The 25661-nt window shown below is 55.8% G+C and carries 23 protein-coding genes; 5 read left to right on the top strand and 18 right to left on the bottom strand.

Translation table 11 applies throughout. The annotated features are described in order from the left end of the window. Window positions 1-467 precede the first annotated feature (467 nt). The 4 genes from pssA to DIT72_RS18225 form a co-directional block, all read right to left on the bottom strand. Window positions 468-1319 carry a CDP-diacylglycerol--serine O-phosphatidyltransferase gene (gene pssA, locus DIT72_RS18240; RefSeq protein ID WP_135956669.1) on the bottom strand — a complete coding sequence of 284 codons (852 nt, stop codon included), beginning with the start codon at window positions 1317-1319 and terminating at the stop codon, window positions 468-470. A gap of 90 nt (window positions 1320-1409) precedes the next feature. Further along, window positions 1410-2426 carry a ketol-acid reductoisomerase gene (gene ilvC, locus DIT72_RS18235; protein WP_135956668.1) on the bottom strand — a complete coding sequence of 339 codons (1017 nt, stop codon included), beginning with the start codon at window positions 2424-2426 and terminating at the stop codon, window positions 1410-1412. 69 nt (window positions 2427-2495) lie between these two features. Then, window positions 2496-2987, bottom strand: coding sequence for an acetolactate synthase small subunit (ilvN, locus tag DIT72_RS18230; RefSeq protein ID WP_135956667.1), 492 nt, complete (start codon window positions 2985-2987; stop codon window positions 2496-2498). A 2-nt stretch (window positions 2988-2989) separates the two neighbouring features. Continuing rightward, window positions 2990-4708, bottom strand: a complete 1719-nt coding sequence (locus tag DIT72_RS18225) for an acetolactate synthase 3 large subunit (protein ID WP_135956666.1) — start codon at window positions 4706-4708, stop codon at window positions 2990-2992. 497 nt (window positions 4709-5205) lie between these two features. Between DIT72_RS18225 and DIT72_RS18220 the strand changes: the two genes are divergently transcribed. Further along, window positions 5206-5664 (top strand): DUF4124 domain-containing protein, encoded by a 459-nt coding sequence (locus tag DIT72_RS18220; RefSeq protein ID WP_168355085.1) that lies wholly within the window; start codon window positions 5206-5208, stop codon window positions 5662-5664. A gap of 80 nt (window positions 5665-5744) precedes the next feature. Here DIT72_RS18220 and clpB read toward each other — a convergent pair whose 3' ends face one another. The 3 genes from clpB to rluD all read right to left on the bottom strand — a co-directional run bounded on the left by clpB (window position 5745) and on the right by rluD (window position 10175). Beyond that, a complete protein-coding gene (gene clpB / locus DIT72_RS18215) occupies window positions 5745-8321 on the bottom strand; it encodes an ATP-dependent chaperone ClpB (RefSeq protein ID WP_135956664.1) in 2577 nt (858 codons plus the stop codon). Window positions 8322-8464: 143 nt separating this feature from the next. After that, window positions 8465-9208 (bottom strand): peptidoglycan editing factor PgeF, encoded by a 744-nt coding sequence (pgeF, locus tag DIT72_RS18210; protein WP_135956663.1) that lies wholly within the window; start codon window positions 9206-9208, stop codon window positions 8465-8467. Next, complete coding sequence (gene rluD / locus DIT72_RS18205) at window positions 9198-10175, bottom strand: 23S rRNA pseudouridine(1911/1915/1917) synthase RluD (RefSeq protein WP_135956662.1); 978 nt, start codon at window positions 10173-10175, stop codon at window positions 9198-9200. The genes pgeF and rluD overlap by 11 nt, the downstream gene beginning before the upstream one ends. A gap of 137 nt (window positions 10176-10312) precedes the next feature. Here rluD and DIT72_RS18200 point away from each other — a divergent pair, with 137 nt between their 5' ends. Beyond that, window positions 10313-11146 carry an outer membrane protein assembly factor BamD gene (locus tag DIT72_RS18200; RefSeq protein WP_135956661.1) on the top strand — a complete coding sequence of 278 codons (834 nt, stop codon included), beginning with the start codon at window positions 10313-10315 and terminating at the stop codon, window positions 11144-11146. A 40-nt stretch (window positions 11147-11186) separates the two neighbouring features. Here DIT72_RS18200 and DIT72_RS18195 read toward each other — a convergent pair whose 3' ends face one another. Beyond that, on the bottom strand, window positions 11187-12851 hold the full coding sequence (locus tag DIT72_RS18195; protein WP_135956660.1) for an NAD+ synthase: 1665 nt from the start codon (window positions 12849-12851) through the stop codon (window positions 11187-11189). Window positions 12852-12936: 85 nt separating this feature from the next. Here DIT72_RS18195 and DIT72_RS18190 point away from each other — a divergent pair, with 85 nt between their 5' ends. The 3 genes from DIT72_RS18190 to DIT72_RS18590 all read left to right on the top strand — a co-directional run bounded on the left by DIT72_RS18190 (window position 12937) and on the right by DIT72_RS18590 (window position 16700). Next, window positions 12937-14586 (top strand): sensor histidine kinase, encoded by a 1650-nt coding sequence (locus DIT72_RS18190; RefSeq protein WP_135956659.1) that lies wholly within the window; start codon window positions 12937-12939, stop codon window positions 14584-14586. Window positions 14587-14639: 53 nt separating this feature from the next. Next, complete coding sequence (locus DIT72_RS18185; RefSeq protein ID WP_135956658.1) at window positions 14640-16028, top strand: sigma-54-dependent transcriptional regulator; 1389 nt, start codon at window positions 14640-14642, stop codon at window positions 16026-16028. Between the two features lie 111 nt (window positions 16029-16139). Then, entirely contained in the window at window positions 16140-16700 is a 561-nt protein-coding gene (locus DIT72_RS18590; protein ID WP_135956657.1) for a GspH/FimT family pseudopilin, read from the top strand. Between the two features lie 42 nt (window positions 16701-16742). Here DIT72_RS18590 and DIT72_RS18175 read toward each other — a convergent pair whose 3' ends face one another. From DIT72_RS18175 to lspA, 10 genes are all read right to left on the bottom strand, one after another. After that, window positions 16743-17192 carry a type IV pilin protein gene (locus DIT72_RS18175; RefSeq protein ID WP_168355084.1) on the bottom strand — a complete coding sequence of 150 codons (450 nt, stop codon included), beginning with the start codon at window positions 17190-17192 and terminating at the stop codon, window positions 16743-16745. Between the two features lie 5 nt (window positions 17193-17197). After that, entirely contained in the window at window positions 17198-20170 is a 2973-nt protein-coding gene (locus tag DIT72_RS18170) for a PilC/PilY family type IV pilus protein (RefSeq protein WP_135956655.1), read from the bottom strand. Continuing rightward, window positions 20167-20559 carry a hypothetical protein gene (locus DIT72_RS18165; protein ID WP_135956654.1) on the bottom strand — a complete coding sequence of 131 codons (393 nt, stop codon included), beginning with the start codon at window positions 20557-20559 and terminating at the stop codon, window positions 20167-20169. The genes DIT72_RS18170 and DIT72_RS18165 overlap by 4 nt, the downstream gene beginning before the upstream one ends. Window positions 20560-20593: 34 nt before the next feature. After that, complete coding sequence (locus tag DIT72_RS18160; RefSeq protein ID WP_135956653.1) at window positions 20594-21079, bottom strand: pilus assembly PilX family protein; 486 nt, start codon at window positions 21077-21079, stop codon at window positions 20594-20596. A gap of 22 nt (window positions 21080-21101) precedes the next feature. Further along, window positions 21102-22187 (bottom strand): PilW family protein, encoded by a 1086-nt coding sequence (locus DIT72_RS18155; RefSeq protein WP_135956652.1) that lies wholly within the window; start codon window positions 22185-22187, stop codon window positions 21102-21104. 8 nt (window positions 22188-22195) lie between these two features. After that, on the bottom strand, window positions 22196-22738 hold the full coding sequence (gene pilV, locus DIT72_RS18150) for a type IV pilus modification protein PilV (RefSeq protein ID WP_135956651.1): 543 nt from the start codon (window positions 22736-22738) through the stop codon (window positions 22196-22198). 14 nt (window positions 22739-22752) lie between these two features. Continuing rightward, window positions 22753-23349, bottom strand: a complete 597-nt coding sequence (locus DIT72_RS18145) for a GspH/FimT family pseudopilin (protein WP_135956650.1) — start codon at window positions 23347-23349, stop codon at window positions 22753-22755. A gap of 189 nt (window positions 23350-23538) precedes the next feature. Then, window positions 23539-24492: a 4-hydroxy-3-methylbut-2-enyl diphosphate reductase gene (ispH, locus tag DIT72_RS18140; protein ID WP_135956649.1), complete on the bottom strand. Its 954-nt coding sequence runs from the start codon at window positions 24490-24492 to the stop codon at window positions 23539-23541. A gap of 169 nt (window positions 24493-24661) precedes the next feature. Beyond that, on the bottom strand, window positions 24662-25114 hold the full coding sequence (fkpB, locus tag DIT72_RS18135) for an FKBP-type peptidyl-prolyl cis-trans isomerase (RefSeq protein WP_135956648.1): 453 nt from the start codon (window positions 25112-25114) through the stop codon (window positions 24662-24664). 25 nt (window positions 25115-25139) lie between these two features. Further along, entirely contained in the window at window positions 25140-25646 is a 507-nt protein-coding gene (gene lspA, locus DIT72_RS18130; RefSeq protein WP_135956647.1) for a signal peptidase II, read from the bottom strand. Between the last annotated feature and the right edge of the window lie 15 nt (window positions 25647-25661).

Raw genomic sequence — 25661 nt, 5'->3', positions numbered from 1 at the left:
GCCGCCAGCGTTCAATCTGAGCCATGATCAAACTCTTCAGTTTAAATCATACAAGAATCCGAAGATCCTTTATTTCTGCTCAAGACAAAACTCAATTTTTCGACGAGTCACTGTCCTGATATTTCATGTCCGAAATACCTCGGCCAGCGCCCACACGAATTACTTGGTCAACTTTTTAAAGAGCGTTCGGGACTTGCCCGATCAAGGTGGCGTATTCTACATCGAATCGCTGCCTTGTCAACTGTTTATTTTGATGCCGATTCAGAACCGGTAAACTATCAATTAAATCAAACGGTTGTCGTCCGATTTGTGACCCGCCTCAGTGGCGTGTCCCTCGAACGAGATGCGCATTCTACAGAGCCAGGCGCAGGTGTCAACGAGCTTAATCAACTATTTCTACACTGTCTCGGTTAGCACCTATACCGCTGATCAAACCGCGATCAATCTGCCTGTTTTCCACCCCGAATTCACGTTGACTGGCCTGCCGAGTGGCGCGATTTTCTGAGCAGCGCCAGAACCGGACCCGACAATGCATAGACAAGAAAGCCGGTGAACAGAACCGTAGCCGGGTCAAGCGCGACCACCACAAACACCAGGACTACCAGAAGAATCGCAGCGAACGGAACCCGCCCACGCATATCCAGGTCCTTGAAGCTTTTGTAGAGAATGTTGCTGACCATCAGCACACCACAACCACCAACAATGATGATCGTCATTAACGTCAACCAGCTGGCCGGCTCCACAGCATGGAAGGTCCAGACCAATCCGGCCACACAGGCGGCAGCCGCAGGACTGGCCAGGCCGACAAAGAACTTTTTATCCACAGAGTCGATCTGGGTATTGAACCGTGCCAACCGCAAAGCCGCACCAGCCACGTAAATAAAAGTAATGGCCCAGCCAACCTGGCCGAGATTATTCAGTGACCAGAAAAAAGCCACCAGCCCCGGCGCTACGCCAAACGCAACCATATCGGAAAGACTGTCGTACTCCTCACCAAACTTGCTTTGGGTATTGGTGAGCCTGGCGACCCTGCCATCAAGGCCATCAAGGATCATCGATACAAAAATCGCAATCGCCGCGTTATCAAAAACCCCATTGGCAGCCGCGACGATGGCGTAGAAGCCAGAGAACAATGAAGCGGTCGTCAGCGCATTGGGCAGAAGATATATACCCTTACGGCGGACCGGTGCACCTCCAACAAGCTCTTCCTCAACGACCTCCCCGGCCTCGATATCGAATTCGTGCTCCTGCAGATCATCAACCTCCTGAGCATCGTTCTTTTCTGGGCCTGTCTTGGTCTGCTTTTTCTCGTCAGTCATACCACTCACTCCGGAAAGCATTTAGGCGGAGTATATACGAAAAACGCGGCCACCCGGGCCGCGTTTTTCAAACCGGGCCGGTCTACCGGCTCAGTTTTTCTCTTTATCCACGATCTTGTTCGCGGAGATCCAGGGCATCATCGAGCGCAGTTTTTCACCTACTGTCTCGATCTGATGCTCGGCATTGATGCGGCGACGGGCCGTCATCGACGGGTAGTTGCTGCTGCCTTCCTGAATGAACATCTTGGCATATTCACCGGTCTGGATGCGCTTCAGTGCATTGCGCATGGCCTCGCGGGACTGCTCGTTGATGATCTCGGGGCCCGTCACATATTCACCATACTCCGCGTTGTTGGAGATGGAGTAGTTCATGTTGGCGATGCCACCTTCGTACATCAGGTCAACGATCAGCTTGAGCTCGTGCAGACATTCGAAGTACGCCATTTCCGGCTCGTAACCGCCATCGACCAGCGTTTCAAAAGCCGCCTTGACCAGTTCAACAGTACCGCCACACAGAACAGCCTGCTCACCGAACAGATCAGTTTCGGTTTCGTCCTTGAAAGTGGTTTCGATGATACCGGTACGGCCGCCGCCAATGCCGCTGGCATAGGACAGTGCCAGGTTCTTGGCATTACCGGAAGCGTCCTGGAAGATCGCTATCAGGTCCGGGATACCACCGCCACGGGTAAATTCGGTGCGTACGGTGTGGCCCGGCGCCTTGGGTGCGATCATGATCACGTCCAGATCTTTGCGCGGCACAATCTGGTTGTAGTGGATCGAAAAGCCGTGGGCGAAGGCGAGCGTAGCACCCTGCTTGAGGTTGGGCTCGATCTCTGCATTGTACAGTTGCGCCTGGAACTCGTCCGGCGTCAGAACCATAACCACATCAGCAGCGGCAACGGCAGCCGGAACATCGCTGGTTTTCAGGCCATAGGCTTCTGCCTTGGCAATGGAAGAAGAACCCGGTCGCAGACCCACAGTCACATCGACACCGGACTCTTTCAGGTTGCACGCATGAGCGTGACCCTGTGAGCCAAAACCGATGATGGCAACTTTCTTGCCCTGGATGATGGAAAGATCGCAATCCTTATCGTAATAAACCTGCATGTATAACCTCTATATATTTTGTATTGGCCTGTTAGGGGCCGTCATTGTACAGAATGATGTCAACGTCTGTTACAGGCTTAATACCTTCTCGCCACGGGCAATGCCGGAAACACCGCTGCGGACGACTTCAAGTACGCCTGATGTCCCTATGGCCTGGATAAAGCCATCCAGCTTTTCGCTGTTACCGGACAGCTGAACGGTGTAGACGGAACTGGTGACGTCCACAATCTGGCCCCGGAAAATATCAACGGTACGCTTGATCTCGGCCCGCTGGGAGCCGGTTGCCTTGAGCTTGACCAGCATCAGCTCACGCTCGATGTGCGCGCCCTCGGTAAGGTCCACCAGCTTGACTACCTCGATCAGCTTGTTGAGCTGCTTGGTGATCTGTTCGATGACCTTGTCGGAGCCGCTGGTGGTGACCGTCAGGCGCGAGAGAGTCTCATCCTCGGTAGGCGCGACCGTCAGCGTTTCAATGTTGTAGTTGCGCTGCGAAAACAGGCCCACTACGCGGGACAGGGCCCCTGGTTCGTTCTCAAGCAAAACAGAAATGATTCGACGCATGATCAGACCCTCTCCGTCTTGCTGAGCCACATATCCTTCATCGAGCCGCGTGCCACCTGCATCGGGTAGACGTGCTCGAACCGGTCAACGTAGATATCAACGAATACCAGATCGTCCTTCATCGCCAGAACCTCTTTCAGCTTGGGTTCCAGATCTTCCTTGCGGTCGATGCGCACACCAACATGGCCATAGGCTTCAGCCAGTTTGATGAAGTCCGGCAGGGATCCCATGTAGGACTCGGCATGGCGGGATTCATAGTTCATGTCCTGCCACTGCTTGACCATGCCCAGAGCCTGGTTGTTCAGGTTGATGATTTTCACCGGCAGGTTGTACTGCTTGCAGGTGGACAATTCCTGGATGTTCATCTGGATACTGCCCTCACCGGTAATGCAGAGCACCTCGTCATCCGGATGCGTCAGTTTGACGCCCATGGCAGCTGGCAGACCAAAACCCATGGTGCCGAGCCCCCCGGAGTTGATCCAGCGATTGGGCCTGTCGAATTTGTAGTACTGGGCCGCAAACATCTGATGCTGGCCCACATCCGAGGTAACAAACGCCTCGCCGTTGGTGAGCCGGCAAAGCGCTTCCACCACTTCCTGAGGCTTGATCACATCCGGGCTGGTCTCATAGCGCATACCATGGAACGCCCGCCACTCTTCAATCTGCTTCCACCAGGCGGCGATGGCATCGGCATCCGGCTTTTCCTTGCTCTCCCTGACTAGGGTGATCATTTCCTTGAGTACCGCATCCACGGGACCCACGATGGGAACGTCCGCATCGATGGTTTTGGAAATGGAAGCCGGATCAATATCGATATGAACGATGCGTGCCCCGGGACAGAACTTCTCGGTGGCGTTGGTCACCCGGTCGTCGAATCGTGCGCCCACGCAAAGGATCAGGTCCGAGTGATGCATGGCCATGTTGGACTCATAGGTACCATGCATACCTAGCCAGCCAAGGTGCTGCCTGTCGGAAGCCGGATAGCAACCAATCCCCATCAGAGTATTGGTAATCGGGTAACCCAGCATCCTGACCAGCTCGGTCAGTTGATCGGTGGCCTTGCCAAGAATGACGCCACCACCCGCATAGATAATGGGGCGCTTGGCCGCCATCAGCATATCAACCGCTTTTTTGATCTGGCCAGCATGACCGCGAATAGCCGGGTTGTACGAGCGCAGCTTCACCTTCTTGGGGAAAACATATTCGTAGCGCTCGTTGGGCGTGGTCATATCCTTGGGAATATCGACGACCACGGGGCCGGGCCGGCCGGTTGCAGCAATATAGTACGCTTTGCGGATGATTCCCGGAATTTCTTCCGGATGACGAACGCTCAGGTTGTGTTTCACGACAGGACGGGAGACGCCGATCATATCGGTCTCCTGAAACGCATCTTCACCGATCAGTGTTGATGCGACCTGACCGCACAGAACCACCAGGGGAATGGAATCCATAAACGCAGTGGCAATGCCGGTAATGGTGTTGGTGGCTCCAGGACCCGAGGTCACCAGTACGGTGCCTGGCAATCCGGTGGCACGGGCGTAGCCGTCAGCCATATGGACCGCCGCCTGTTCGTGACGCACCAGAATGTGTTTGACTTTGTCCTGCCTGAACAACGCATCATAGATATGCAGCGCTGCACCACCCGGATAGCCATATATGTATTCGATACCTTCATCCTGAAGGGACCGGATCAGCATATCGGCGCCAGACAATAACTCCACGATGTTCTACCCTCTTCTACGAGTGAATGAGCCGGGAAACGTCCCGGTTGCCTGGATGTCCGGGCATCAGGCTTCTTGTGAAAGCTGAACCGGATACTCCGCCACACCAGCCGTAAGAGGTTGTCTCCTGGCCAGCCGCCCTCCTGAGGGTTGCGGAGAACGGCCATTCAACGGGTTGCACGTAAGCAACAACCAGTCCGCGATCTGCGCGGGGCATTCAGTGTGGTCATTAACGGGGGATACTCGCACGGGATTGCCTGCCGTATTGGCCCCAGTCTTCAGGCGATCTGCAATTTTGACAGCGCGAAACTCCCTGTCAATAGCGGCGACTGTATTCTCTGTCCATACCCGACAAAGGTCTGCCATAGTTTGTGCCAGGTATTTGAACCAGACTCAAGAAAGTTGGCTTTACAAATGGCATGATACACATAGGCTAGAAAGAGACGGTGCTGTCCAACACAGCGCTCCGACAACGCTAATCCGGAATGAGTAGAGGCATGAACAGAAAAATCATAACCCTGGCAGTACTACTGGTTACGGCACCGGCGATATCTTCGGCTGCCTCCGTCTATAAATGGACCGATAAGGACGGAGTTACACATTTCGGTGACCGGCAACCGGCCGGACAACAAGCGGAGTCTGTGAGCATACGCACCGGGAAACGCTCAGAAAGCAGCCGCCCGAGCCCACAGGAACGCGTCGAAGCCCTGGAAAACCGGGAAGAAGAACAGGCCGAGCGGCAACAGGAAAGCGCCGTGAAAAAGGCGCGACGCAAACAGAGGGAAGCAAACTGTGAAACCGCGCGCAGCAACCTGAGCATTCTCAAGCGCAACAGTCGCATACGCGTGGAAGAGGATGGCGAGCAGCGGTATTTGTCACCGCAAGAAATCGAAGAGCAGCGCGAAAAGTTTGAGGAAGTTGCCGAAGAAAATTGCGGCGAACCTTCAGGGGCCTGAACCCGGTCAGAGGCAGCGCAGACAAAGACTGAAACAGAAAAGGCGGAGCAGGTTGCGCCGCCTTTTTTCCGCTTCAATTATCAAGCCCTGGAGAACTCCAGAGCGTGATCCTTCACCGTTCCGCGAATGGTATCCCCGGAAACGAAATCTCCCTGAAGCAGCCTTTGTGACAGCGGATTTTCGATCATCCGCTGGATGGCTCGTTTCAGTGGACGAGCACCGTAAACCGGGTCATAGCCCACTTCAGCCAACAGTTCCATGGCTCCATCGTCCAGCTCCAGCTTCATGTCCTGTTCTTGCAGGCGCTTGTTGAGAATCTCGATCTGCACCCTGGCAATGCCCTGGATCTGGCCTTTCGCCAGAGGATGGAACACAACCACTTCATCCACGCGGTTAATGAACTCAGGCCGGAAGTGAGTACCTACTTCCTCCATAACCGCTGCTTTCATGACCTCGTAGTTCTCTTCACCCGCTTTCCGCTGGATGATGTCTGAACCCAGGTTGGAGGTCATCACGATGACAGTATTCCTGAAATCCACCGTTCTGCCCTGGCCATCTGTCAGTCGACCATCTTCCAGTACCTGAAGCAGTATGTTGAACACGTCCGGATGCGCCTTCTCCACCTCGTCGAGCAACAACACCGAATAGGGCCGGCGGCGCACCGCTTCAGTCAGGTACCCGCCTTCTTCATAGCCCACATAACCGGGAGGCGCACCAATCAGTCGAGCGACGGAGTGTTTCTCCATGAACTCGGACATATCGATTCGGACCATGGCCTCTTCCGTATCAAACAGGAAGGCTGCCAGGGCCTTGCAGAGCTCTGTTTTACCGACACCCGTCGGGCCAAGGAACAGGAAAGAACCATTCGGACGGTGAGGATCGGAAAGACCCGCACGCGAACGCCGTACTGCGTTAGATACCGCTTCCAGAGCCTCATCCTGACCAATAACACGGGCGTGGAGCGCCTCTTCCATGCGCATCAGTTTGTCGCGCTCGCCTTCCAGCATCTTCGACACCGGAATGCCGGTCCACTTGGACACCACCTCGGCAATTTCCTCGTCCGTCACGCGGTTGCGAAGCAGCGTCATCTCCATCATTTCCGCCTGGCTTGCCATATCCAGCTGGCGCTCCAGCTCCGGAATCTGGCCGTACTGGAGCTCGGACATGCGGCCAAGATCACCAGCGCGACGGGCATTCTCCAGATCAATCCTGGCCTGCTCAAGCTGGCTCTTGATCTTCTGGGAACCGTGCAGGGCGGCCTTTTCCGTGTTCCAGACCTCTTCCAGATCCGCGTATTCGCGCTCAACGCCGGTAATCACATCAGAAAGTTCTGACAGCCGCTTTTTGGACGCTGGATCGGTTTCCTTCTTCAGCGCTTCACGCTCGATTTTCAACTGGATAAGACGCCGCTCGAGACGATCCAGTGCTTCCGGCTTGGAGTCCATTTCCATGCGGATCTGGCTGGCCGCCTCGTCCACCAGGTCAATGGCCTTGTCTGGCAGCTGGCGATCCGCAATATAGCGATGGGACAGCTTGGCTGCTGCAATGATAGCGCCGTCTGTGACTTCCACACCGTGGTGAACTTCATAGCGTTCCTTGAGGCCCCGAAGGATGGCGATGGTATCCTCCTCGTTGGGCTCGGAGACCAGCACCTTCTGGAAGCGACGCTCAAGGGCCGCGTCCTTCTCGATGTTCTCGCGGTATTCGTCCAGGGTGGTGGCGCCCACACAATGCAATTCACCCCGTGCCAATGCAGGCTTGAGCATGTTACCGGCATCCATGGAGCCTTCGGCTTTACCGGCCCCTACCACCGTGTGGATTTCGTCAATAAACAGAATGATCTGCCCTTCCTGCTTGGCCAGTTCATTGAGCACGGCCTTCAGGCGTTCCTCAAAATCACCGCGGAACTTGGCGCCGGCAATCAGCGAGCCCATATCCAGCGAAAGCACGCGCTTGTTCTTCAGCCCTTCCGGCACTTCGCCATTCACGATGCGCTGGGCGAGCCCTTCCACTATGGCAGTCTTGCCCACACCGGGCTCGCCAATAAGGACCGGATTGTTCTTGCGACGACGCTGAAGCACCTGGATGGTTCGGCGTATTTCATCATCACGACCGATGACCGGATCCAGTTTGCCGGCCTCTGCGCGCTCGGTAAGATCAATGGTGTATTTGGACAGGGCCTGGCGATTTTCCTCCGCGGAGGCATCATCGACCGACTCACCACCACGAACCTCATCTATAGCGGTTTCCAGCGCCGATTTGTCAACCCCCTGCTCGCGCAGAACCCGCCCCAGGGAGCCCCGGTCTTCCAGGGCTGCCAGCAGCATCAACTCACTGGAAATAAACTGGTCGCCGCGTTTCTGCGCCAGCTTGTCAGCGATATTGAACAGTCGTCCCATGTCATTGGACATGGAAACATCACCGGCCGAACCCTTTACTTCCGGCAGCGTCTCGATTTCCTGGGCCACGGCTTGACGGATACGGCCAGGCTCTGCGCCCGCCTGCTTCAGCAATGGCTTGATGGAGCCGCCCTGCTGATCCATCAGCGCCTGCATCAGGTGCACAGGTTCGATGAAGTTATGGTCCTTGCCGACTGCCAGGGACTGGGCGTCCGCAAGCGCGGTCTGCAATTTACTGGTCAGTTTGTCGATTCTCATAATCCTGGATTCCCTAATTTCTGTCATGCGGCCCGGAACATTTTTCCTGAGGCGGCATCTGGTCTGCTTTGACAGTTAATGTAAGGGCGATCGGCAGGACTTCAAGCAGCCGGGATCAATAAGTGTCAGAAATTTGACGGGGATCATGAAGTATAGATCAGGCTCGCCATCCTTCCGGTTTGCCCATCACGGCGGTAGGAGAAGAAACGCTTCTGGTCTGTTACGGTGCAGAAATCCCCGCCATACACCTGAAGCACGCCAGCGGCAGCGAGCCGCTGCCTCGCCAGTGTGTATATATCGGCCAGGTAGTGCTTCTCCCGGTAAGGACTTGGGGCAAACGCATCGGCCGCCAACGGGTCATTCAACAGGAACGTCTCCCGCACCTCCGGCCCCACCTCGAACTGATCAGGACCAATAGCCGGCCCCAACCATGCCAGGACGCAGGCAGGATTTGTGAACCGGGCCACGACCTGCTCGAGCACGCCATCAGCCAGACCCCGCCAGCCGGCATGAGCCGCAGCCACCCGGCCAGTTGACGGATCGCAGAAAAGCACTGGCAGGCAGTCCGCGGTTAACACCACGCAGACATTCCCTGGCCGGGAGGTCACACTGGCATCGGCACGAACCGTCCCGGTTGCCGGCAGTTCAACCACATCAGTGCCATGGACCTGGTTCAGCCAGCCGAAACTTCCGGCCGCAAGCCCCAACCGTTGATGCAGAATATTGCGATTTCGGGCCACGTCCTCCGGCGCATCTCCCACATGAGTACCAAGGTTCAGGGTGTCCCACGGGGGCCTGCTTACGCCGCCCACCCTGGTGGTAGAGGCTGCTTTTACCCACGACGGCGCAGGCCAGTGCGGAATAATGAGAGGCAACTCAGAAGTCATGATGCTCCATGTCCTTGACGTGCTTGCGGAGCGCCGCCAGTAGCGTTTCCATGTCCTCAGGCAGAGGCACCTCCCAGGTCATTGTCTCGCCTGTTTGCGGATGCTCCAGTGTAAGCTGCCGGGCGTGGAGTGCCTGGCGCTGGAAACCGGCCAGCACATCCCGAAGCTCCTCCGTGGTGCCTTTCGGGAGGCGGAGCCGTCCGCCATACTGCGGGTCGCCAACCAGGGGATGTTTGACATGGGCCATATGCACCCGTATCTGATGGGTACGGCCACTCTCAAGCTTGCACCGCACATGGGTATGGGCAGCGAAGCGCTCGACCAGACGATAATGGGTAACCGCAGGCTTGCCGGTTGGCACCACCGCCATTTTCTTACGCTCGCGGGGATGACGGCCGATTGGTGCGTCCACCGTGGAGCCTCCCGTCAGTGTGCCCACCACGATGGCTTCGTACTCACGCCCCATGGTCCGGGTCTGCAGTTGGTCAACCAGTGAGGTGTGGGCAATCAGGCTGCGCGCCACCACCATGATCCCGGACGTATCCTTGTCGAGACGGTGCACAATGCCCGCCCGCGGCAGGTTTTCCACTTCCGGCGCATGGTTAAGCAGCGCGTTGACCAGCGTGCCGTCAGCATGGCCTGCGGCGGGGTGAACCACGAGGCCTGCCGGCTTGTTGATCACCAGCAGATGTTCGTCTTCATAGACGATATCCAGGGAAATCGATTCCGCCTGCCAGCTGACCTGCGCCTCCGGCTCGGCGTCCAGTTCCAGCCTGTCTCCCAACATGACCTTGTCACGGGGCTTGCAGGCTTTCCCGTTCACCGTCAGCGCCCCGCTTTTGATCCAGCCCTGCAGTCGTGACCGGGAATGCTCCGGCATCAGCTCTGCCACGGCCTGGTCCAGGCGGCGGTCGCTGTGTTCCGGCGGAACAGAAAAGCTGGCGATAATACGGTTTTCAGATGACATTGAGCCCCCGGGGCCGTGATAAGTGTTACGTTTGAGTCAGAATTTTCCAATCGACAGTGAGTGCCACTGCACAAGGGAGCAGATCCCCGTTACAATGGATCACCATTCGAATTTTGGCCATTATACGGGATTCCGGCATGAGATCAGTTGTCCGATTACTGCTAGTGACTACCGCAGCACTATTGATCAGTGCGTGCGCCTCAAACGAGCAGGAAGAAGTGTTGCCGGAAGAGACCTATTACGAAAACGCCCGGGATGCCATGAACTCGGGCAACTTCAACGAAGCGGAACTCAACCTCGACTATCTGGAAACCTACTATCCGTTCGGCCGCTACGCGGAACAGGCCCAGCTGGACCTGATCTATGCCCGTTACCAGAATCTGGATCTGGAGGGCGCCCGCGCGGCAGCTGATCGTTTTCTTCGCCTGAATCCACAAAGCGACCATGCGGATTATGCCATTTATATGCGGGGGCTGGCGTCCTACAACCTGGACATTGGCCTGGCCGCACGATACTTCCCTATCGAGGTCGCGGCCAGGGATCCTGGCGAGCAACGCCAGGCCTTCCGTGATTTTTCCGAGTTGCTGAACCGTTATCCGTCCAGCGAATACGCCCCCGACGCCCGTCAGCGCATGATCGCGATCCGCAACCGCCTGGCCGAACTGGAAATCGTTGCCGCCCGCTATTACATCAGCCGGGAAGCCTATATTGCCGCCAATAACCGGGCGAGCTTCGTGGTGAAAAACTACTCCGCCACCCCGTCCGTTGAAGAGGCGCTGATAATCATGGCGGAAACGTTCCGCTTCATGGACCTGAAAAAAGCATCTGCCGATGCAGTGGCCATGCTGGAAGATAACTTCCCGGACAGCAGCGCATTCAACGCGGACGGCAAATTCGAGGCAGACATCCTCAAACGCAAGGACCGGTCACTGTCCAGCGTCGTCACCTTCGGCCTGATGGGCGACGAGTAAATAACCGACTGACGGGCTGCACCGCGCAGCCCGTTTTTTGTCAATTTCCGATTTTCCAGCCATTGGTGATGGGATAGCGGCGATCCTTGCCAAAGCCCCGCTCGGTAATGCGCACGCCTATGGGTGCCTGCCGACGCTTGTATTCGTTGATATCCACCAGTCGCACAACCCTGTCCACATCTGCCCTGTCAAAGCCCTGCACCACGATAGCGTCAGCGCTCATATCACGCTCAACATACAGGTTGAGAATCTGGTCAAGCACATCGTAGCCCGGCAGACTGTCCTCGTCTTTCTGGCCCGGCGCCAGTTCCGCCGATGGCGGGCGGGTAATAACCCGTTCGGGAATGACCTGTGACAGGCTGTTGCGGTACCAGGCAAGGCGGTATACCAGGGTTTTGGGAACATCCTTGAGTACATCAAAACCGCCGGCCATATCGCCGTACAGGGTCGAGTAACCTACCGCCATTTCGCTTTTATTGCCTGTTGTCAGCACCATTGAGCCGAACTTGTTGGACAGGGACATCAACAGCACACCCCGCAATCTTGCCTGCAGGTTTTCTTCGGTGGTGTCCGGTAGCGTACCTTCAAACGGGGCTGCGAGGGTTTCCATAAACGCATCATACATGGGCTCAATGGAGAACACGTCATACTGCACACCCAGAGCCATCGCTTCGGCTTCCGCGTCCTCGATGCTCATACTGGCGGTGTAGCGGAACGGCATCATCACCGCGCGCACACGGTCGGCTCCGAGTGCATCAACCGCCACTGCCAGGGTCACGGCGGAATCAATGCCCCCGGACAGGCCAAGAACCACTGATCTGAAACCGTTTTTGTTGACGTAATCCCGCACACCCACTACCAGTGCCTTGTAGACATTCTCTTCCAGGGACGGCTCAGCAATAGCGGGCTGTGGTATCGGCTGACAATGATGCTCACAGATGAATTCCACCGGGTACAGCCCTTCACTGAACTGGGGCGCCTCCGCTGCAAGGATACCGGCATGGTCATAGACCACCGAACCACCGTCAAAAACCAGCTCGTCCTGGCCGCCCACCAGGTTCACATAGGCAATACTGACGCGGTTTTCAAGAGCCTTGCGCTCGATCAGCGCCTTCCGGCGCGCCTGTTTGTCGATGTCGTAGGGGGACGCATTCAGGTTGAGAACCAGTTTCGCACCGGCTGCCGCGGCATCTTCCACCGGGCCATCGCTCCAGATGTCCTCACATACGGTAATGCCCACCGGCACTTTGCGGATCTCTATGACCAGGGTGTCTGCACCGGCCGCAAAATAACGCTTCTCATCAAATACCTGATAGTTGGGAGGAAACCGTTTGAAATAGCGGCCGGTGACCTGTCCGTCTTCGATCACCACTGCCGCATTGTATAACAGCGCGCCCTCCCTGATCGGGGCCCCGATGACAATTGCCGGGCCGAGCCTGGCATCCTGCAAGGAAGCCAGGGCTTCGGCAATGCGCAAATCCATGCTCGGGCGAAGCAGAAGGTCCTCGGGGGGATAACCGGTCAGACACAATTCCGGAAAAATCACCAGGTCGGCCTGTTGCTCCTCCTCTGCCCGCCGGGTAGCCTCAATCACCTTGCCGGTATTACCGGGAATATCGCCCACCAGAAAATCGAGCTGGGCCATAACCACTTTCAGTTTTCCGGGCCCCTGGCCGCCGGCTGACTGATGCTTTTGCACGGACATAACTCAGCTCCTGTAACTCATTGCCGTTAAAAGGCTATTATAACCCCGCAAGGCTACAGAATTCTCGCGGGATACCCATCAGATTATGGCAAAAACATCAGCAACGGATATCCAACCCGATGCGGACACCCCTCCTGCCGGTCAGAGGGGCAGGCTGTTTCGTATTTACAACCACTACAGGGTTGTTGTCAGCGTTATCCTGGTAGCGCTCCTGTTCGTTGATCCGATCAATTTCGACTCCCGCTTCCGCGCCATGGATTATTACCAGGCAGGAGTCATCAGCTATCTGGCCATCAACGGCTTTTTCGCCCTGGTGATGATGGCCGGATTCCAGCCGCGAAGCCGTCATATCACCATCTCGATCCTGATGGATATTCTGATCCTCCATGGCCTCCTGCTCACCAGTACCGGCATCACCAACGGCCTGGCCAACCTGGTTATCGTGTCAGTGGCGGCCGGTAATATACTGACACCAAGCAGAATCGGCACGTTCTATGCCGCTCTGGCAGCAATCTGCTCACTGGGCATTTCGGGCTGGTCAGTCATGGTATTTGGCGACTCGGCCGATGAAATCGTCCGCGCCGGCTCGCTCGGCATTCTTTACTTTGCGGCGGCGTTCATTCTCCAGTACGTTTCCCGGCGCATGCTGCGCAGTGAGGCGCTGGCGAGCTCCCGTGCCAGAAGCATTGCCGAACTGGAACAGATTAACCGCCAGATCATACGGCGGATGCGGACGGGGATTCTTGTTCTCGACCGCTTCGGGCATATCCGCCTGGCCAATGCGGCAGCCGAAGAACTGCTTTTTGGTATCGCCAGTGAAGATGCCAGCCACCAGCACAGCCGCGGGCGCAACCTGCCCCAGCCGCTTCGCATGGGCCTGGAAGCCTGGCTGAAAGATCCGAGCCGCAGAACCGAACCTTTCCAGGCCACACCTACCTCACCCATGGTTCAGGTAAACTTCACCCAGCTTGACCAGGAGCGTGGCGACCAGATTCTGGTCTTCATCGATGACATGAGCAAGGTGACGCAGCAGGCACAACAGATGAAACTGGCCTCCCTGGGGCGACTGACCGCCGGCATCGCCCATGAGATCCGCAATCCACTCGGCGCCATCAGCCACGCTTCCCAGTTAATGGGGGAATCCCCCAACCTTGATAACGGTGACCGCAAAATGCTGGATATCATTGAGCGGCACTCCCGCAGGGTCAACGGCATCATAGAGAATGTACTGGATCTGTCCCGGCGCCGCGCTGCCCATTCCGATCTCATCGACATCGGCGATTGGCTTTCGGCATTTCGTGACGATTACCTCCAGACCCAGAATAATGAACACCAGAAACCTGCCCGTATTGAACTGCGAACAGACACGAACCTGCCCCAGGGCCGCTTCGACGTGAGCCAGATCGAGCAGGTGATGGTAAATCTTTGCGACAACGGGCTGCGCTACAGTGAACAGGCCACCGGGGCACGCAGGATAGAGCTTTACGCCGGGGCCACGGCCGATGGCGAGAGGGCTTTTGTGGATGTTCGTGATTTCGGCCCCGGTATTGCGCCGGAGCACCGGGTTTCCGTTTTTGAGCCGTTCTTCACAACTGATAAAAGCGGGACAGGCCTTGGCCTTTATCTGGCACGTGAACTGTGCGAGGCTAACCAGGCTCACCTGTCCCTAGTGGATGACAACCAGCCCGGCTGTTGTTTCCGCATTACATTTGCCCATCACGGGCGAATGATATGACCAATCCGGAAGCCCGGTAGTCTGAACAACGACATGGACCCGACAACAATCCAATGACCACTCACACAGCGCTGATCGTAGACGACGAACCCGACATCCGGGACCTTCTGGAAATCACCCTCACCCGAATGGGCATAAACACGCTGACAGCGCCGGATATAACCAGCGCAAAGAAGCTTCTGGGGGAACACCGGCCGCAGCTGTGTCTGACCGATATGAACCTGCCTGACGGCAATGGCATCGAGCTGGTGCAGTGGATCCAGCAGCACACACCCTCGACCCCGGTCGCCATGATCACCGCCTACGGCAACATGGACACGGCCATTGAATCTCTCAAGGCCGGGGCTTTCGACTTTGTTTCCAAGCCTGTTGAGTTACCGCGACTGCGGGAACTTGTCAACAGCGCCCTGAAACTGTCGGAACCGGAATCCGGGGCGGAAAGTTCCTCTGATGAGCCCGGCCTGTTGCTGGGCAAATCGGCAGAAATCAAGCGCCTGAGGACCCAGGTACGCAAACTGGCACGAAGCCAGGCGCCGGTGTTCATCAGTGGCGAGTCGGGCAGTGGCAAGGAACTGGTGGCGCGCATGATTCATCTGCAGGGCCCGCGCCGGGACAGGCCGTTTATCGCGGTTAACTGCGGCGCCATCCCGTCGGAGCTGATGGAAAGCGAATTCTTCGGCCACAAGAAAGGCAGCTTTACCGGCGCCGTGGACAACAAGGATGGCCTGTTTCGTTCAGCCGATGGCGGCACCCTGTTTCTGGACGAAGTCGCCGACCTGCCGCTTGCCATGCAGGTGAAACTGCTGAGGGCGATCCAGGAGAAAGCCGTCCGCCCGGTGGGCGATACCAGGGAAGTAGCGGTGGATATCCGCCTGCTCAGCGCCACTCACAAGGATCTGCCGGGGCTTGTCCAGAGTGGTGAGTTTCGCCAGGACCTGTTCTACCGCATCAATGTCATCGAGCTCTCGGTACCGGCGCTACGGGACAGGCCGGACGACATCAGTCTGCTTGCAAACCACATTCTCGAACGCATTGCCCGGGAATACGAATGCGAGCCCGCGTCACTGACTCCGGATGCCGTCGACCGCCTGAAAGATCATGACTTCCCCGGCAACGTGCGGGAACTGGAAAACATTCTGGAGCGGGCGTTTACCCTGTGCGATGCCGATCTGATTGGGCCGGAGGACCTGCATATCGGCAACGGGCCTTCCACCGCAGGGCTATCTGGTGCAGGCGGCGCAGCAGCACATTCCAAAGAGCAGCAAGCGCCGCCGTTGCCCGCGGGAGAAATTGACCTGGAAAACTACCTGGAAACCATTGAGCGCCAGGCCATCGAGAAAGCCCTTGAGGCAACCCGCTGGAACAAGACGGCGGCAGCCAAACGGCTGGGGATCAGCTTCCGGGCGTTGAGGTACCGGTTGAAGAAGTTGGGGATGGAGTAGGCCAACCCAGTACCCAGTATCGCTTTGAAAGGTTGATATGAAAGGAAGTTGGGCTCCAGCAGGAAGCGGGAGCCTTCAAGGAAGAACATCTAACATGGAGCGTTATTCAACATGCAGATCCAGCAACGATTCGCAGGTTTCACCTTACCCGAACTGGTAGTCACTATCGCCATACTGGGCATCGTTTCCAGCCTTGCCGCTCAGGGTTGGAGCTCGGCCTCAGAGCACAGCAGACACCGAACCATTCTCGAGACCTATCACAGTTTTTTCGCCTTTGCGCGCTGGACCGCTGTCAGTAAGCGATCTCTCGTTACCATCTGCCCTCTCTCCGAGGAAAACAAGTGTGTGGATGAGTGGGAACGGCCGGTATCAGTTTTTGTGGATGCAAATAATGACAAACAGCCCGATAACGGGGAGGTCCTGAAGAAAATGCAACCTGTCCGGCATCCGTTCACAATGCGCTCACGAACAGCAGGGCGCGGGTACTTTCAGCTCAATGAGGAGGGGTTTGCATATGGTTCCCCGGGAAGCCTCGTGCTATGCCCGGCAAACCCCACAACCGGAACGATGACATACATGGCGGTTAACATGACGGGCCGGTTTCGTGTCCAGTCCGATGAAGATGGCGACGGGATCATACAGCTGCGCTGGGGCGCCAGGATAACCTGCTGAAACAGCCTGAAAAGCCAGTCACCAGGCTGGCTTTCCAATGCCTCAGTTGTCCCAGGTGTTCTCACCGGTCTCGAACGTGGTGCTGGCATCACTGTCCCACCTTCTGGCACCCGTGGAGTCAAGCTCCAGCCATCCGTCACCGGCCTGGGCGCCCTTGGGCGCCGCCCGCAATGTGAACGATGAGGCAGTAGCCGACTGAATCGTCAGATCGTAATATTTGTTATTACCATCAAGGGGCGCCTCGTCCGGATAAATCGCAGGAGCGCCGGTATCACCACCACTTGCCGCTCCAAGATAACTGTTATTGGTAGCGTAATGACGCTCCATGGCGGCGGCCAGTCCCATGAGAGCCCCCTGCGCGTCGGACCTCCGCGCTCTGTCGACATAATCCGTATAATTGGGGTAGGCGATTGCGGCAATAATCCCGATAATCGCTACCACGATCATCAACTCAATCAGCGTAAACCCACTCTGCTTCTTATCTGGTTCCATCAACATCAATCCTCATACCAGTAGGTTTCCACAACGCCCTTCACTGTCTTGATCGTCTCACACTCTGTACCGATGCAGATAACATCAGTATCGTCAACCCGCATTCTTTGGGGAGTTGGAGGCAAGCCAGCCGTACTGAGCTCTACCTCTCGGTCTTCCTTGGTCAACTCACCTTCAACGTCAGAGTCAAGAGCGGTGTAGTTGCGAACCGCGGTACCATCAAATGCTGACAGGTGGTACATCCGGGACGTGCCTGTCGGCGGGAAACAGGGGTTGGTGCTCGCTTTCGGCTCGTAGGTCGTTATGTAAATTTCATTATTGACCGTCGTGGCTGCGGAAAGCACCTTTTCGCCTGCCCTCGTAAGCCGGATAAACCAACCCTGCTTTCCTGCCAGCGCGGTAGCTGCATCGGTCCGCGCTGTCTCGGTGTCGCCCTCCTGAATGGTGTTGTCAGTGGCATCGTAAAGGTGCTCTTCCGTCAGCGTCTGGTAGAGAACGGTCGTTTCCGTCTCATCTGTGGGATCGAGGGGAGCAGAACTGACAGCGTCAATTTTCAGCATGTAGATTCTGTCTTTGACGACGGTATCCAGCGGGTGCGCCTGATAGCCGGAACCAATCACCAGTCCCAGATACCGCTTGCCACCCTGCTTTAACCCGAAGATGTCCGGGGTATGATAAAAACGACGGTTTTTTTCCTCGGCAGTCTCTGTCAGATCCGGGTGGGTTACACCCAGGTCCGCGATACGGCCACCGGTTATATGCATATCGTCGTTGTTACCCGTGACACCGATATCAAACCGGAAGATCTGGCCACCCATGTCGCCGACATATACCTGGTCCGCCGAGCCATCGCCGTTCACATCGATTACTTTGGGAGAGGCGGGAATGCTGTACTGCATGTCGTCCAGCTCCAGATCTGCGCCGGTACCGGTAAGACCTGCTCGCCAGATCAATTCGCCGGTATTCGCGTTAACAATATACAGCGCCCGACCCTCGTCATCCGCGGTACGAACCGTCGCATTATCCTGATCAACGTCATAGCCGCCCCCGAAAATGAGCACATCAATAACATTTTTCCTGTCCCTTATCGTGGTTTTGATTGGCGTAGACCAGGTTTGTGCCAATTCCTCGAAGCCGGCTGTACCATTGGCCCCACCGGTGATGGACCACATCAGTGAGGGCGAATCCGGACTGGTTACATCAAGCGCGTAATAACTCTTACCGCCACGGCGCATTCCCGAGAATATGCGGACAAAGTCATTGTCTGCAGCGTTGATCGCCCCGTCGACGTTCTTGTCGTGAATCCACTTAACAACGGACCCGTCCATACCATAAAGCTTAGAGGAGGCATCCGTGCTGTTCATCATCGGTACCTGGTTTGTTAACAGTTCCCGAGGAACAAAGGAAAACTGACTTTCACCCGTATTGCCATTAACGGCGTGGATAAATCCCTGGTTATCACCGTAATAGATGGTGGTCGCCTGAGGATCTGTAGTTGCGTTATAGATAACCAGTTGGGGAACTGAGTGCAGAGGATCCGCCAGCAGTTTTCTTGCGTCAGTCGTATCGTTGTCACCATCCTCGTCATTCACGTCCACGCCGCGTGTCCAGCTGACGACCTTCGCAAATTCTGCGTCAGCCATGGTGCTGTCACCGAAGTCTGCCTTTGTGAGATTGGTGTTCGTGGCTGCAACCTGATTTCCCGCGGCGGTAAGATCTGTATTGTTGGAAGCCAGATTTGAGTAGACTTTCCGATCCGCGGTGGCAGCAGGTAACTGGGAGGCGGCACCGCCAAGAGCGACATCGGGCCCGTCAGCAACGGGGCTCCACCAGCTCTGGGCGGTCTCCTTGAAGAAACCGGTTGTGTTGTCTATGGCCGCATTGCCGTTTTCATCGACGATTACCGCCGTCTTATCACCATTTGCATCCTCCCGGATTTCAAGCTTGTAGCGCTTGAGATTGCCGTTCCAGATGGCGCCCTTGTCAGACTGGAAAAGAGCGTAATACAGGGTATTGAGGTGATTGAGGCGATCGAAGGTATTAATCGCAACGCCGGGCGACACATAGGTTGTACCTTGGGCACGTACTGCCTGATAGATCTTGTCAAATGCGGCTTCCAGGCCGGCCTGGTCATTCGCCAGATAATAGTTTCCCTTCCCGGCGGCAGCTGTGTCCGAGAGGAGGTCTTGCGCCGTAGTGAAACCGACCGTGTGAGTAATCACGTACTGATCACCCTCCAGGGAACTGCTGAGGTCACCATCAGCAAGAAAGCCGGCCACATCATCAAGGCAGCTTTTATTTGTGTCGGTTGAATCGGCGGTGCCACAGTTCTGGTCAATGTACGTGCTGATTGCTGCATCTGTGTCGTCAGCTGTGGGAGCACCGTCTGTCAGGAAAACTGCGTAATTTTTCTGGCATTGATAGCTGACCGGCGAGACATATGGACCGCCTTCGGACGAAACAACGGATGCGGTTGGTTTGTCATCATAGAACGGAGCATCTCCACGGAAATAACGGGCAGCTTCGGCCAATGTCTCTGAAAGAGGCGTATTACCAATCGGCTCAAGAGCATTGACCAAGGTTTTAAGGTCCGCTGCATTGGTAACCACGTCCACGGGGGGTGACAGGATGTGTCCACCACTCTCAGTATAGCGTGAACAATTTTCATTATTATCATCACACTTTGTCTGAATGTTGAACTTCATTACGCCAACATTGATATCCTGCATCTTGTCAATGAGGCTATTGGTAACAGTCTGTACCACATCCATGCGCGTTGTGCCGGTGTCGTCTACCCAGTTACCCATGCTTCCCGAATTATCAATAATAAACATGATATTAGGCTTGACGATCTGGGAAGTGCCCGGAGGCGTGAAGAAAATCTCGGTATCATCCGCATGGAGGGGGCTGGTTGCGGTCGCAGCAAAAGCGATCGCAGCAATCGTGAAAATTAGGCGAAAATTCAACTTTGCCTTCATTGCTCACCACCTCCGGACAAAACAACACCAGGGAACGACACTCGATGAGCCATTCCAGTTGGCTTGTAGACGTGAATCACGCCTGGTTTGCCGGTTAAACGGTCTATTTCGACATCCCTGGTTCGACTCCTGCCAGCATCCACTGTGAAATCCCTGGCGGGAAGAATCGACGAAGATGGGCATCCTGGACAGCCTTTAGCTTGAATTCCGACAACATCACCGGTGGCATTTCTCACGAAATCAACAGAACTTGCCTCTAGCGCTTCATATGGGGAATCAATTAACTGCCCAACCGGCTCCCCAGCCCAGCCGAAAGAAGAGGCGATCATAAGTAATATCGCCAAGACTGTTGAAAGCGCCGTCGAGTAATAGGAATAAACTGTCCTCATTTCTGCCTCCGGGGGTTTATCCCCTCTGTCAATATCAGTAATACTCAATGCCTTTGAATACCCGAGCGGAAGCGCCAGTATTTGCCATATCAGCCTCAGCTTCCAGCTCGTACCTGAAACCTTTCAACTGGTTGGAACTCTGGTCAGCGTCCATGGAACTACCACTGGTGATAATAACCTCGCCCAGAAAACGGGCCTGATAACTGCCGGTGACTCCATTGTCACCGTCAATAGTGACCGGGACCGGATCGCTTTCTCCGGAAGCTCGCTGCATTGATTGACGCAAAAGGTCCAGATCATTTGCCTGAACATCATCCAGCAGGGCACTCAGGCTACTTTCTGCCGCCTGAAATGCGCGGTTTGAATTCTGTGAGTTGACCGCCATTCGCTCCTGCATCACTGAAGTATTCATTCCTGCAACGCCAATCAGCGTCAGCACGAGCAATACGATCAGCGACACAATGAGGGTTGCCCCCCGCTCCCGTGAAACCGAAGATTTTCTGATCTGTCTGCTTATCATCTGGTCACCATTGGACTATCTGTCAGTCACGGTTACGAAGCATGACTGTGGTTACAAAGGTTCGCCGCAGGCGTCGATCTTCGGGGTGTGTAACAGCACCGCCACCGCTGGCCGGGGTGATCGTTTCTCCGGGAAGAGCATAGGTCGAGGTATCATTATCATCCCGGACCGGATCAGCATTGCCGATCAGCATGCCTATACGAAGCGCTACGACACTGGCCATATCTCCCACTTCGTCCGCAGGCCGGTACCGGATATTGTTGGTCCCGAGCAGCTCCCCGTATTCAATCTGGAGACTTTCCACGCCTTCGACAATCTCCTGCGGAGACTGAATACTACCGTCCAACCGGTTGATTTGCCGATAAAGCGCAAAAATATCATTGCCCCGGTTATCATCTCTATCAGTGTCCGCCACAAAATATACCGAGGACGAGAAACGCATGATGCGGGCATCGTCCTTGTAAGCCTGACTCAGGAAATTCGTACTATTGACATTACTGGCATGAGCCCAGGTATTGGACTCGGGCTTACTCGATATACGAAACAGATCCCCCGCCTCGCAGTCGGAGATCATCACAATGTCATTCTGGGCAAACCGGACGACGTCATCACCTTTTACCTGTATATTGGCGTTATCAGCCTTCATGGGACCGTCCATCTCGATCTCCATGGTTTCACCACGCTGCACCGAGATCACGTCGCTACCGATAACCGCGCCGGACTCAATGGCCGTGCCGGCAAACTCGGTTCCATTTGCCCAGGTTCCATCGGTCACTTCCCACCCTCTCAGGGTTGTTTCAAAAAAGTCAGCCGTGGGGGGGTTGTCAGCGATAATATTCAGTGTCACGTCATCTGGGTCGGCACAGCCCTGAAACCCAACCATCCGCATGTCGCGAGCCATCAGATCAGTTGCTATACGGGCAGACTCCTGGATGCGAGCAAGCGACGCACCTACACGGGAAGTCTGGCTGGAGTCCAGGTAGACGGTAAAGATGCCCAAAATGAGCGTGGCACTCAGGGCCAGGGCGATCATCAGCTCCACCAGAGAAAGGCCACCCTGTTTCTTCTGCACCTTCGCGATAAGCCTTATTTCAAGAGCTCCGTTCATCTGGCACCTCACAATGAAAACTGGACGGAGTAGGAACTGTCATCAGAGATCGCCTCTCCCTGATCTCCCTCGCGGCTGACCTCATCCCAGGTAACCGTAACGGTAAACCTGGAAGTTGACGCATCTTGCTGGATGACGCCAACGCCGCCTGGCAGCAAGGCCATGTCACTGCCCACGCCCTGGATCTGGCGCGTCCACTCCACCAGATCCACCTGGGCCTGCCCCGCAGGTGTGCAGCCTGCCGGATCGGTGGCGCAAGTCGGGAGAGCGGTTGTTGCGCCATCCGTGCTGAACGCGGCGTAGTCCGCTGCCCTTTCTTTATTCGCACGCATTCGGTCGGCCATGTCATAGGCGAGGATGCTGGCCTGTGTCCTGAGGTATGCCCCCTGGTTATTCCGCATACCTTCGAGAACCAGGCCTGCGAGCCCAAGCAGGCCGACTGCCAGAATAACCACGGTTACGAGTATCTCGATCAGCGTGAAACCATTCTGTTTCTGAACTCGGCGCCCGATACAGAAAACCGGACGATTGCGACTGCTCACTGCATTCATGTCATGGCTCGCCATCAGGGACAGGAGATGTTGTTACTTTTATGGTCGTTCAGAACGCCATCGGCATCGGTATCCCTTGCCAAATTGGCCTGACCCGAAAAGTTTACAGAGACGGCACGAGCTTCAGCGGCGCCGCGGTCATCACAAATTATAAAACTTCCGGCAGTTTCGTCCGTGGCAGAAGCTCGGGGAAATCCCTTGCTGTCAAATTGCACATAGCCCCCACCGTCACTCGTCATGTCGCGAATTCTGAGCGTATTGCCACCAGCAAGAGGACCACTGACTTTCAACAACTGATCGGTACCGCCAAACGCCGCGTTCATGTCGTCATCCCGGAACACGATCAACCCAGTCTCCCATGAGGAACTTCCGCTGCAGGAAGTACTGTCAGTCGAGGCACAGATAGTGACCGCACCCTCGCGAAGCTTGGATGCCTCGCTACGGGCAAAACTGATGAGGCCGGTGATTTCGTTGGTTTGCGTGGAAATGCGGCTATTCAGCACCATCTCACGGAAGGAAGGTACCGCAACTGTTGCGACAATCCCGAGTATGGTAATTGTGATAAGAAGTTCCAGGAGAGTAAAACCAGAACTGCGCTGTATTCCCGACATAAATTTTTCCCACTTCCGATTAACTTCAGTTTATTGAAGAAGTGAGCGGGAAAGCCAGGCACAGCCGATTAGCGGCAGGTGTGAGAGGATAAACGGCAAAAAAATCTTCCTGAGGTGACACAGCTCACAAACCTGAGAAGCCTGTTGCTTCAAAAAAACAACGCGGGTGGACGTTTGGCAGACCAAAAGTCAATTAACTTCCACCACATCAATCCGCAACTCCCGCGGCATGGAGAAAACAATATTCTCTTCACGGCCCGACACCTCCTCCGGCACCTCGCCTCCAAGGTCCCTCAGGCGGGCAATCACATCATTCACCAGCACTTCCGGCGCGGAGGCGCCTGCTGTTACGCCGATAGCTGTTTTACCCTCCAGCCATTGCGGGTCAATCTGTGAGGCTTCGTCGATCAGATAGGCAGGAGTACCCATGCGCTCTGCCAGTTCACGCAGGCGATTGGAGTTGGAACTGTTCGGGGAGCCAACAACCAGCATCAGATCACAATCGCCGGCGAGTTGCTTGACGGCATCCTGGCGGTTCTGGGTGGCGTAGCAGATATCGTCCTTGCGGGGGCCCTGAATTTCAGGGAATTTCTCCCTGAGGGCATCAATGACTCGGGCGGTGTCATCCATGGACAGCGTGGTCTGGGTGACGTAAGACAGTCTTGACGGGTCCTTCACTATCAACTCGGCGACATCTTTCGCGTCTTCCACGAGATAGATTTCACCACCGCTGCTGTGATCATACTGCCCCATGGTGCCTTCCACTTCCGGGTGGCCATGGTGGCCGATCAGAATACATTCACGCCCGTCACGGCTGTATTTCATTACCTCCAGGTGCACCTTGGTGACCAGTGGGCAGGTGGCATCGAACACCTTCAGGCCCCGGCGTGCTGCCTCATTCTGCACTGCCTGGGACACGCCGTGAGCACTGAAGATCACCAGCTTGTCGTCCGGCACCTCTTCCAGCTCATCCACAAAAATTGCGCCACGCTTGCGCAGATTGTCCACCACAAACTTGTTATGCACGACTTCGTGGCGCACGTAGATAGGCGCGCCAAACACATCCAGAGCACGGTTCACAATTTCGATGGCACGGTCGACACCTGCACAGAAGCCACGAGGATTAGCGAGTCGAATTTGCATAAACATTGCCCTGAGATATCGAAAAAGTCGGCGGAAGCAAGTGGGGAGAGTTTTCAGGGATCGTCAAAAACATGGATGTTTTTGTCGAGCGTACACGGACGTATTCACAGCGTATCCCTGAAAGCTCTTCCCACTTGCTGGCATGAACCAAGGCCGGAAGACCAGTCCCTCAATGGGCAGCCCCAACAGGCTCCACATCAATAATTTCCACTTCGAACGTCAGTGTACGCCCCGCCAGAGGGTGATTAAAGTCCACTTCAACCTGATCCCCCTCAACGCGGCTGACCATCCCCGGCAACTCGCTCTGGCGGGCGTCGGCGAACGAGATCATAACGCCTTTCTCGAGAACCATATCCGCACTGAATTCGCTGCGTTTGAAGGTCTGCACGTTGTTCGGGTTATGTTGCCCGAAAGCTCTTTCCGGCGGGACTTCATAGCTGTTCCGCTCACCAGCCTTCATGCCCATGAGATAGGCTTCGAAATTCTCGGGCAGATTCTCATCACCGATCTCCAGCGTCGCCGGTTCTTTCTCGAAGGTGGAATCGATGATCTCTCCATCACTGAATTTCAGCGCAAAATGGAGAGTAACGCGGGTACCCTGATCTACGGGAAGTTCTTTCATTGGCAGCTATCGCTCCTGTCTTCCGTCACTCCGGATCACCATCGGGTTCCCGGGGCTTGCGGAAAATGTCGAGTATCATCATGCCGGCACCAATGGTGATGGCGGTGTCGGCAATGTTAAAGGCGGGGAAGTGGTAGTTGTTCCAGTAAAAATGCAGAAAATCCACCACATAGCCATGCACAACACGGTCATACACGTTGCCCAGAGCGCCACCCAGAATTAATACGATGGCAATGGCCGACCAGGTTTCATGGCGCCGCAGGGATTTCAGCCAGTACACCAGCACCACACTGACTACCAGCGCCAGGGTAATAAAGAACCAGCGCTGCCAGCCGGCAGCACCGGCCAGGAAGCTGAACGCCGCACCGGTATTGTGAAGCAGCGTCAGATTGAACATGGGCATCACCGGCACCGGGTCGCCGTAGGTCAACATAGCGCTCGCCATGGCCTTGGTGCCGAGATCCAGTACGATGACCAGCACCGACAGCCACAGCCAGCGAAGCTTGGAGCCGGTTGCTTCCGTGTCGCTCATTACACCTTCCACAGT

Origin of the sequence: Marinobacter orientalis (genome assembly GCF_004792665.1) — a bacterium.
GTDB classification, from domain to species: Bacteria; Pseudomonadota; Gammaproteobacteria; order Pseudomonadales; family Oleiphilaceae; genus Marinobacter; species Marinobacter orientalis.
This window is presented reverse-complemented; position numbering and strand designations above follow the sequence as displayed.

What these genes read in the sequence shown, in the direction of transcription:
- ilvN (WP_135956667.1), bottom strand. Translation starts at nt 2,987, where the DNA reads ATGCGTCGAATCATTTCTGTTTTGCTTGAGAACGAACCAGGGGCCCTG.
- DIT72_RS18590 (WP_135956657.1), top strand. Translation starts at nt 16,140, where the DNA reads ATGCAGATCCAGCAACGATTCGCAGGTTTCACCTTACCCGAACTGGTA.
- DIT72_RS18220 (WP_168355085.1), top strand. Translation starts at nt 5,206, where the DNA reads ATGAACAGAAAAATCATAACCCTGGCAGTACTACTGGTTACGGCACCG.
- DIT72_RS18185 (WP_135956658.1), top strand. Translation starts at nt 14,640, where the DNA reads ATGACCACTCACACAGCGCTGATCGTAGACGACGAACCCGACATCCGG.
- DIT72_RS18190 (WP_135956659.1), top strand. Translation starts at nt 12,937, where the DNA reads ATGGCAAAAACATCAGCAACGGATATCCAACCCGATGCGGACACCCCT.
- pgeF (WP_135956663.1), bottom strand. Translation starts at nt 9,208, where the DNA reads ATGACTTCTGAGTTGCCTCTCATTATTCCGCACTGGCCTGCGCCGTCG.
- DIT72_RS18200 (WP_135956661.1), top strand. Translation starts at nt 10,313, where the DNA reads ATGAGATCAGTTGTCCGATTACTGCTAGTGACTACCGCAGCACTATTG.
- ispH (WP_135956649.1), bottom strand. Translation starts at nt 24,492, where the DNA reads ATGCAAATTCGACTCGCTAATCCTCGTGGCTTCTGTGCAGGTGTCGAC.
- DIT72_RS18170 (WP_135956655.1), bottom strand. Translation starts at nt 20,170, where the DNA reads ATGAAGGCAAAGTTGAATTTTCGCCTAATTTTCACGATTGCTGCGATC.
- DIT72_RS18195 (WP_135956660.1), bottom strand. Translation starts at nt 12,851, where the DNA reads ATGTCCGTGCAAAAGCATCAGTCAGCCGGCGGCCAGGGGCCCGGAAAA.
- DIT72_RS18160 (WP_135956653.1), bottom strand. Translation starts at nt 21,079, where the DNA reads ATGATAAGCAGACAGATCAGAAAATCTTCGGTTTCACGGGAGCGGGGG.
- pilV (WP_135956651.1), bottom strand. Translation starts at nt 22,738, where the DNA reads ATGAATGCAGTGAGCAGTCGCAATCGTCCGGTTTTCTGTATCGGGCGC.
- DIT72_RS18175 (WP_168355084.1), bottom strand. Translation starts at nt 17,192, where the DNA reads ATGGAACCAGATAAGAAGCAGAGTGGGTTTACGCTGATTGAGTTGATG.
- rluD (WP_135956662.1), bottom strand. Translation starts at nt 10,175, where the DNA reads ATGTCATCTGAAAACCGTATTATCGCCAGCTTTTCTGTTCCGCCGGAA.
- ilvC (WP_135956668.1), bottom strand. Translation starts at nt 2,426, where the DNA reads ATGCAGGTTTATTACGATAAGGATTGCGATCTTTCCATCATCCAGGGC.
- fkpB (WP_135956648.1), bottom strand. Translation starts at nt 25,114, where the DNA reads ATGAAAGAACTTCCCGTAGATCAGGGTACCCGCGTTACTCTCCATTTT.
- clpB (WP_135956664.1), bottom strand. Translation starts at nt 8,321, where the DNA reads ATGAGAATCGACAAACTGACCAGTAAATTGCAGACCGCGCTTGCGGAC.
- lspA (WP_135956647.1), bottom strand. Translation starts at nt 25,646, where the DNA reads ATGAGCGACACGGAAGCAACCGGCTCCAAGCTTCGCTGGCTGTGGCTG.
- DIT72_RS18155 (WP_135956652.1), bottom strand. Translation starts at nt 22,187, where the DNA reads ATGAACGGAGCTCTTGAAATAAGGCTTATCGCGAAGGTGCAGAAGAAA.
- DIT72_RS18165 (WP_135956654.1), bottom strand. Translation starts at nt 20,559, where the DNA reads ATGAGGACAGTTTATTCCTATTACTCGACGGCGCTTTCAACAGTCTTG.
- pssA (WP_135956669.1), bottom strand. Translation starts at nt 1,319, where the DNA reads ATGACTGACGAGAAAAAGCAGACCAAGACAGGCCCAGAAAAGAACGAT.
- DIT72_RS18145 (WP_135956650.1), bottom strand. Translation starts at nt 23,349, where the DNA reads ATGTCGGGAATACAGCGCAGTTCTGGTTTTACTCTCCTGGAACTTCTT.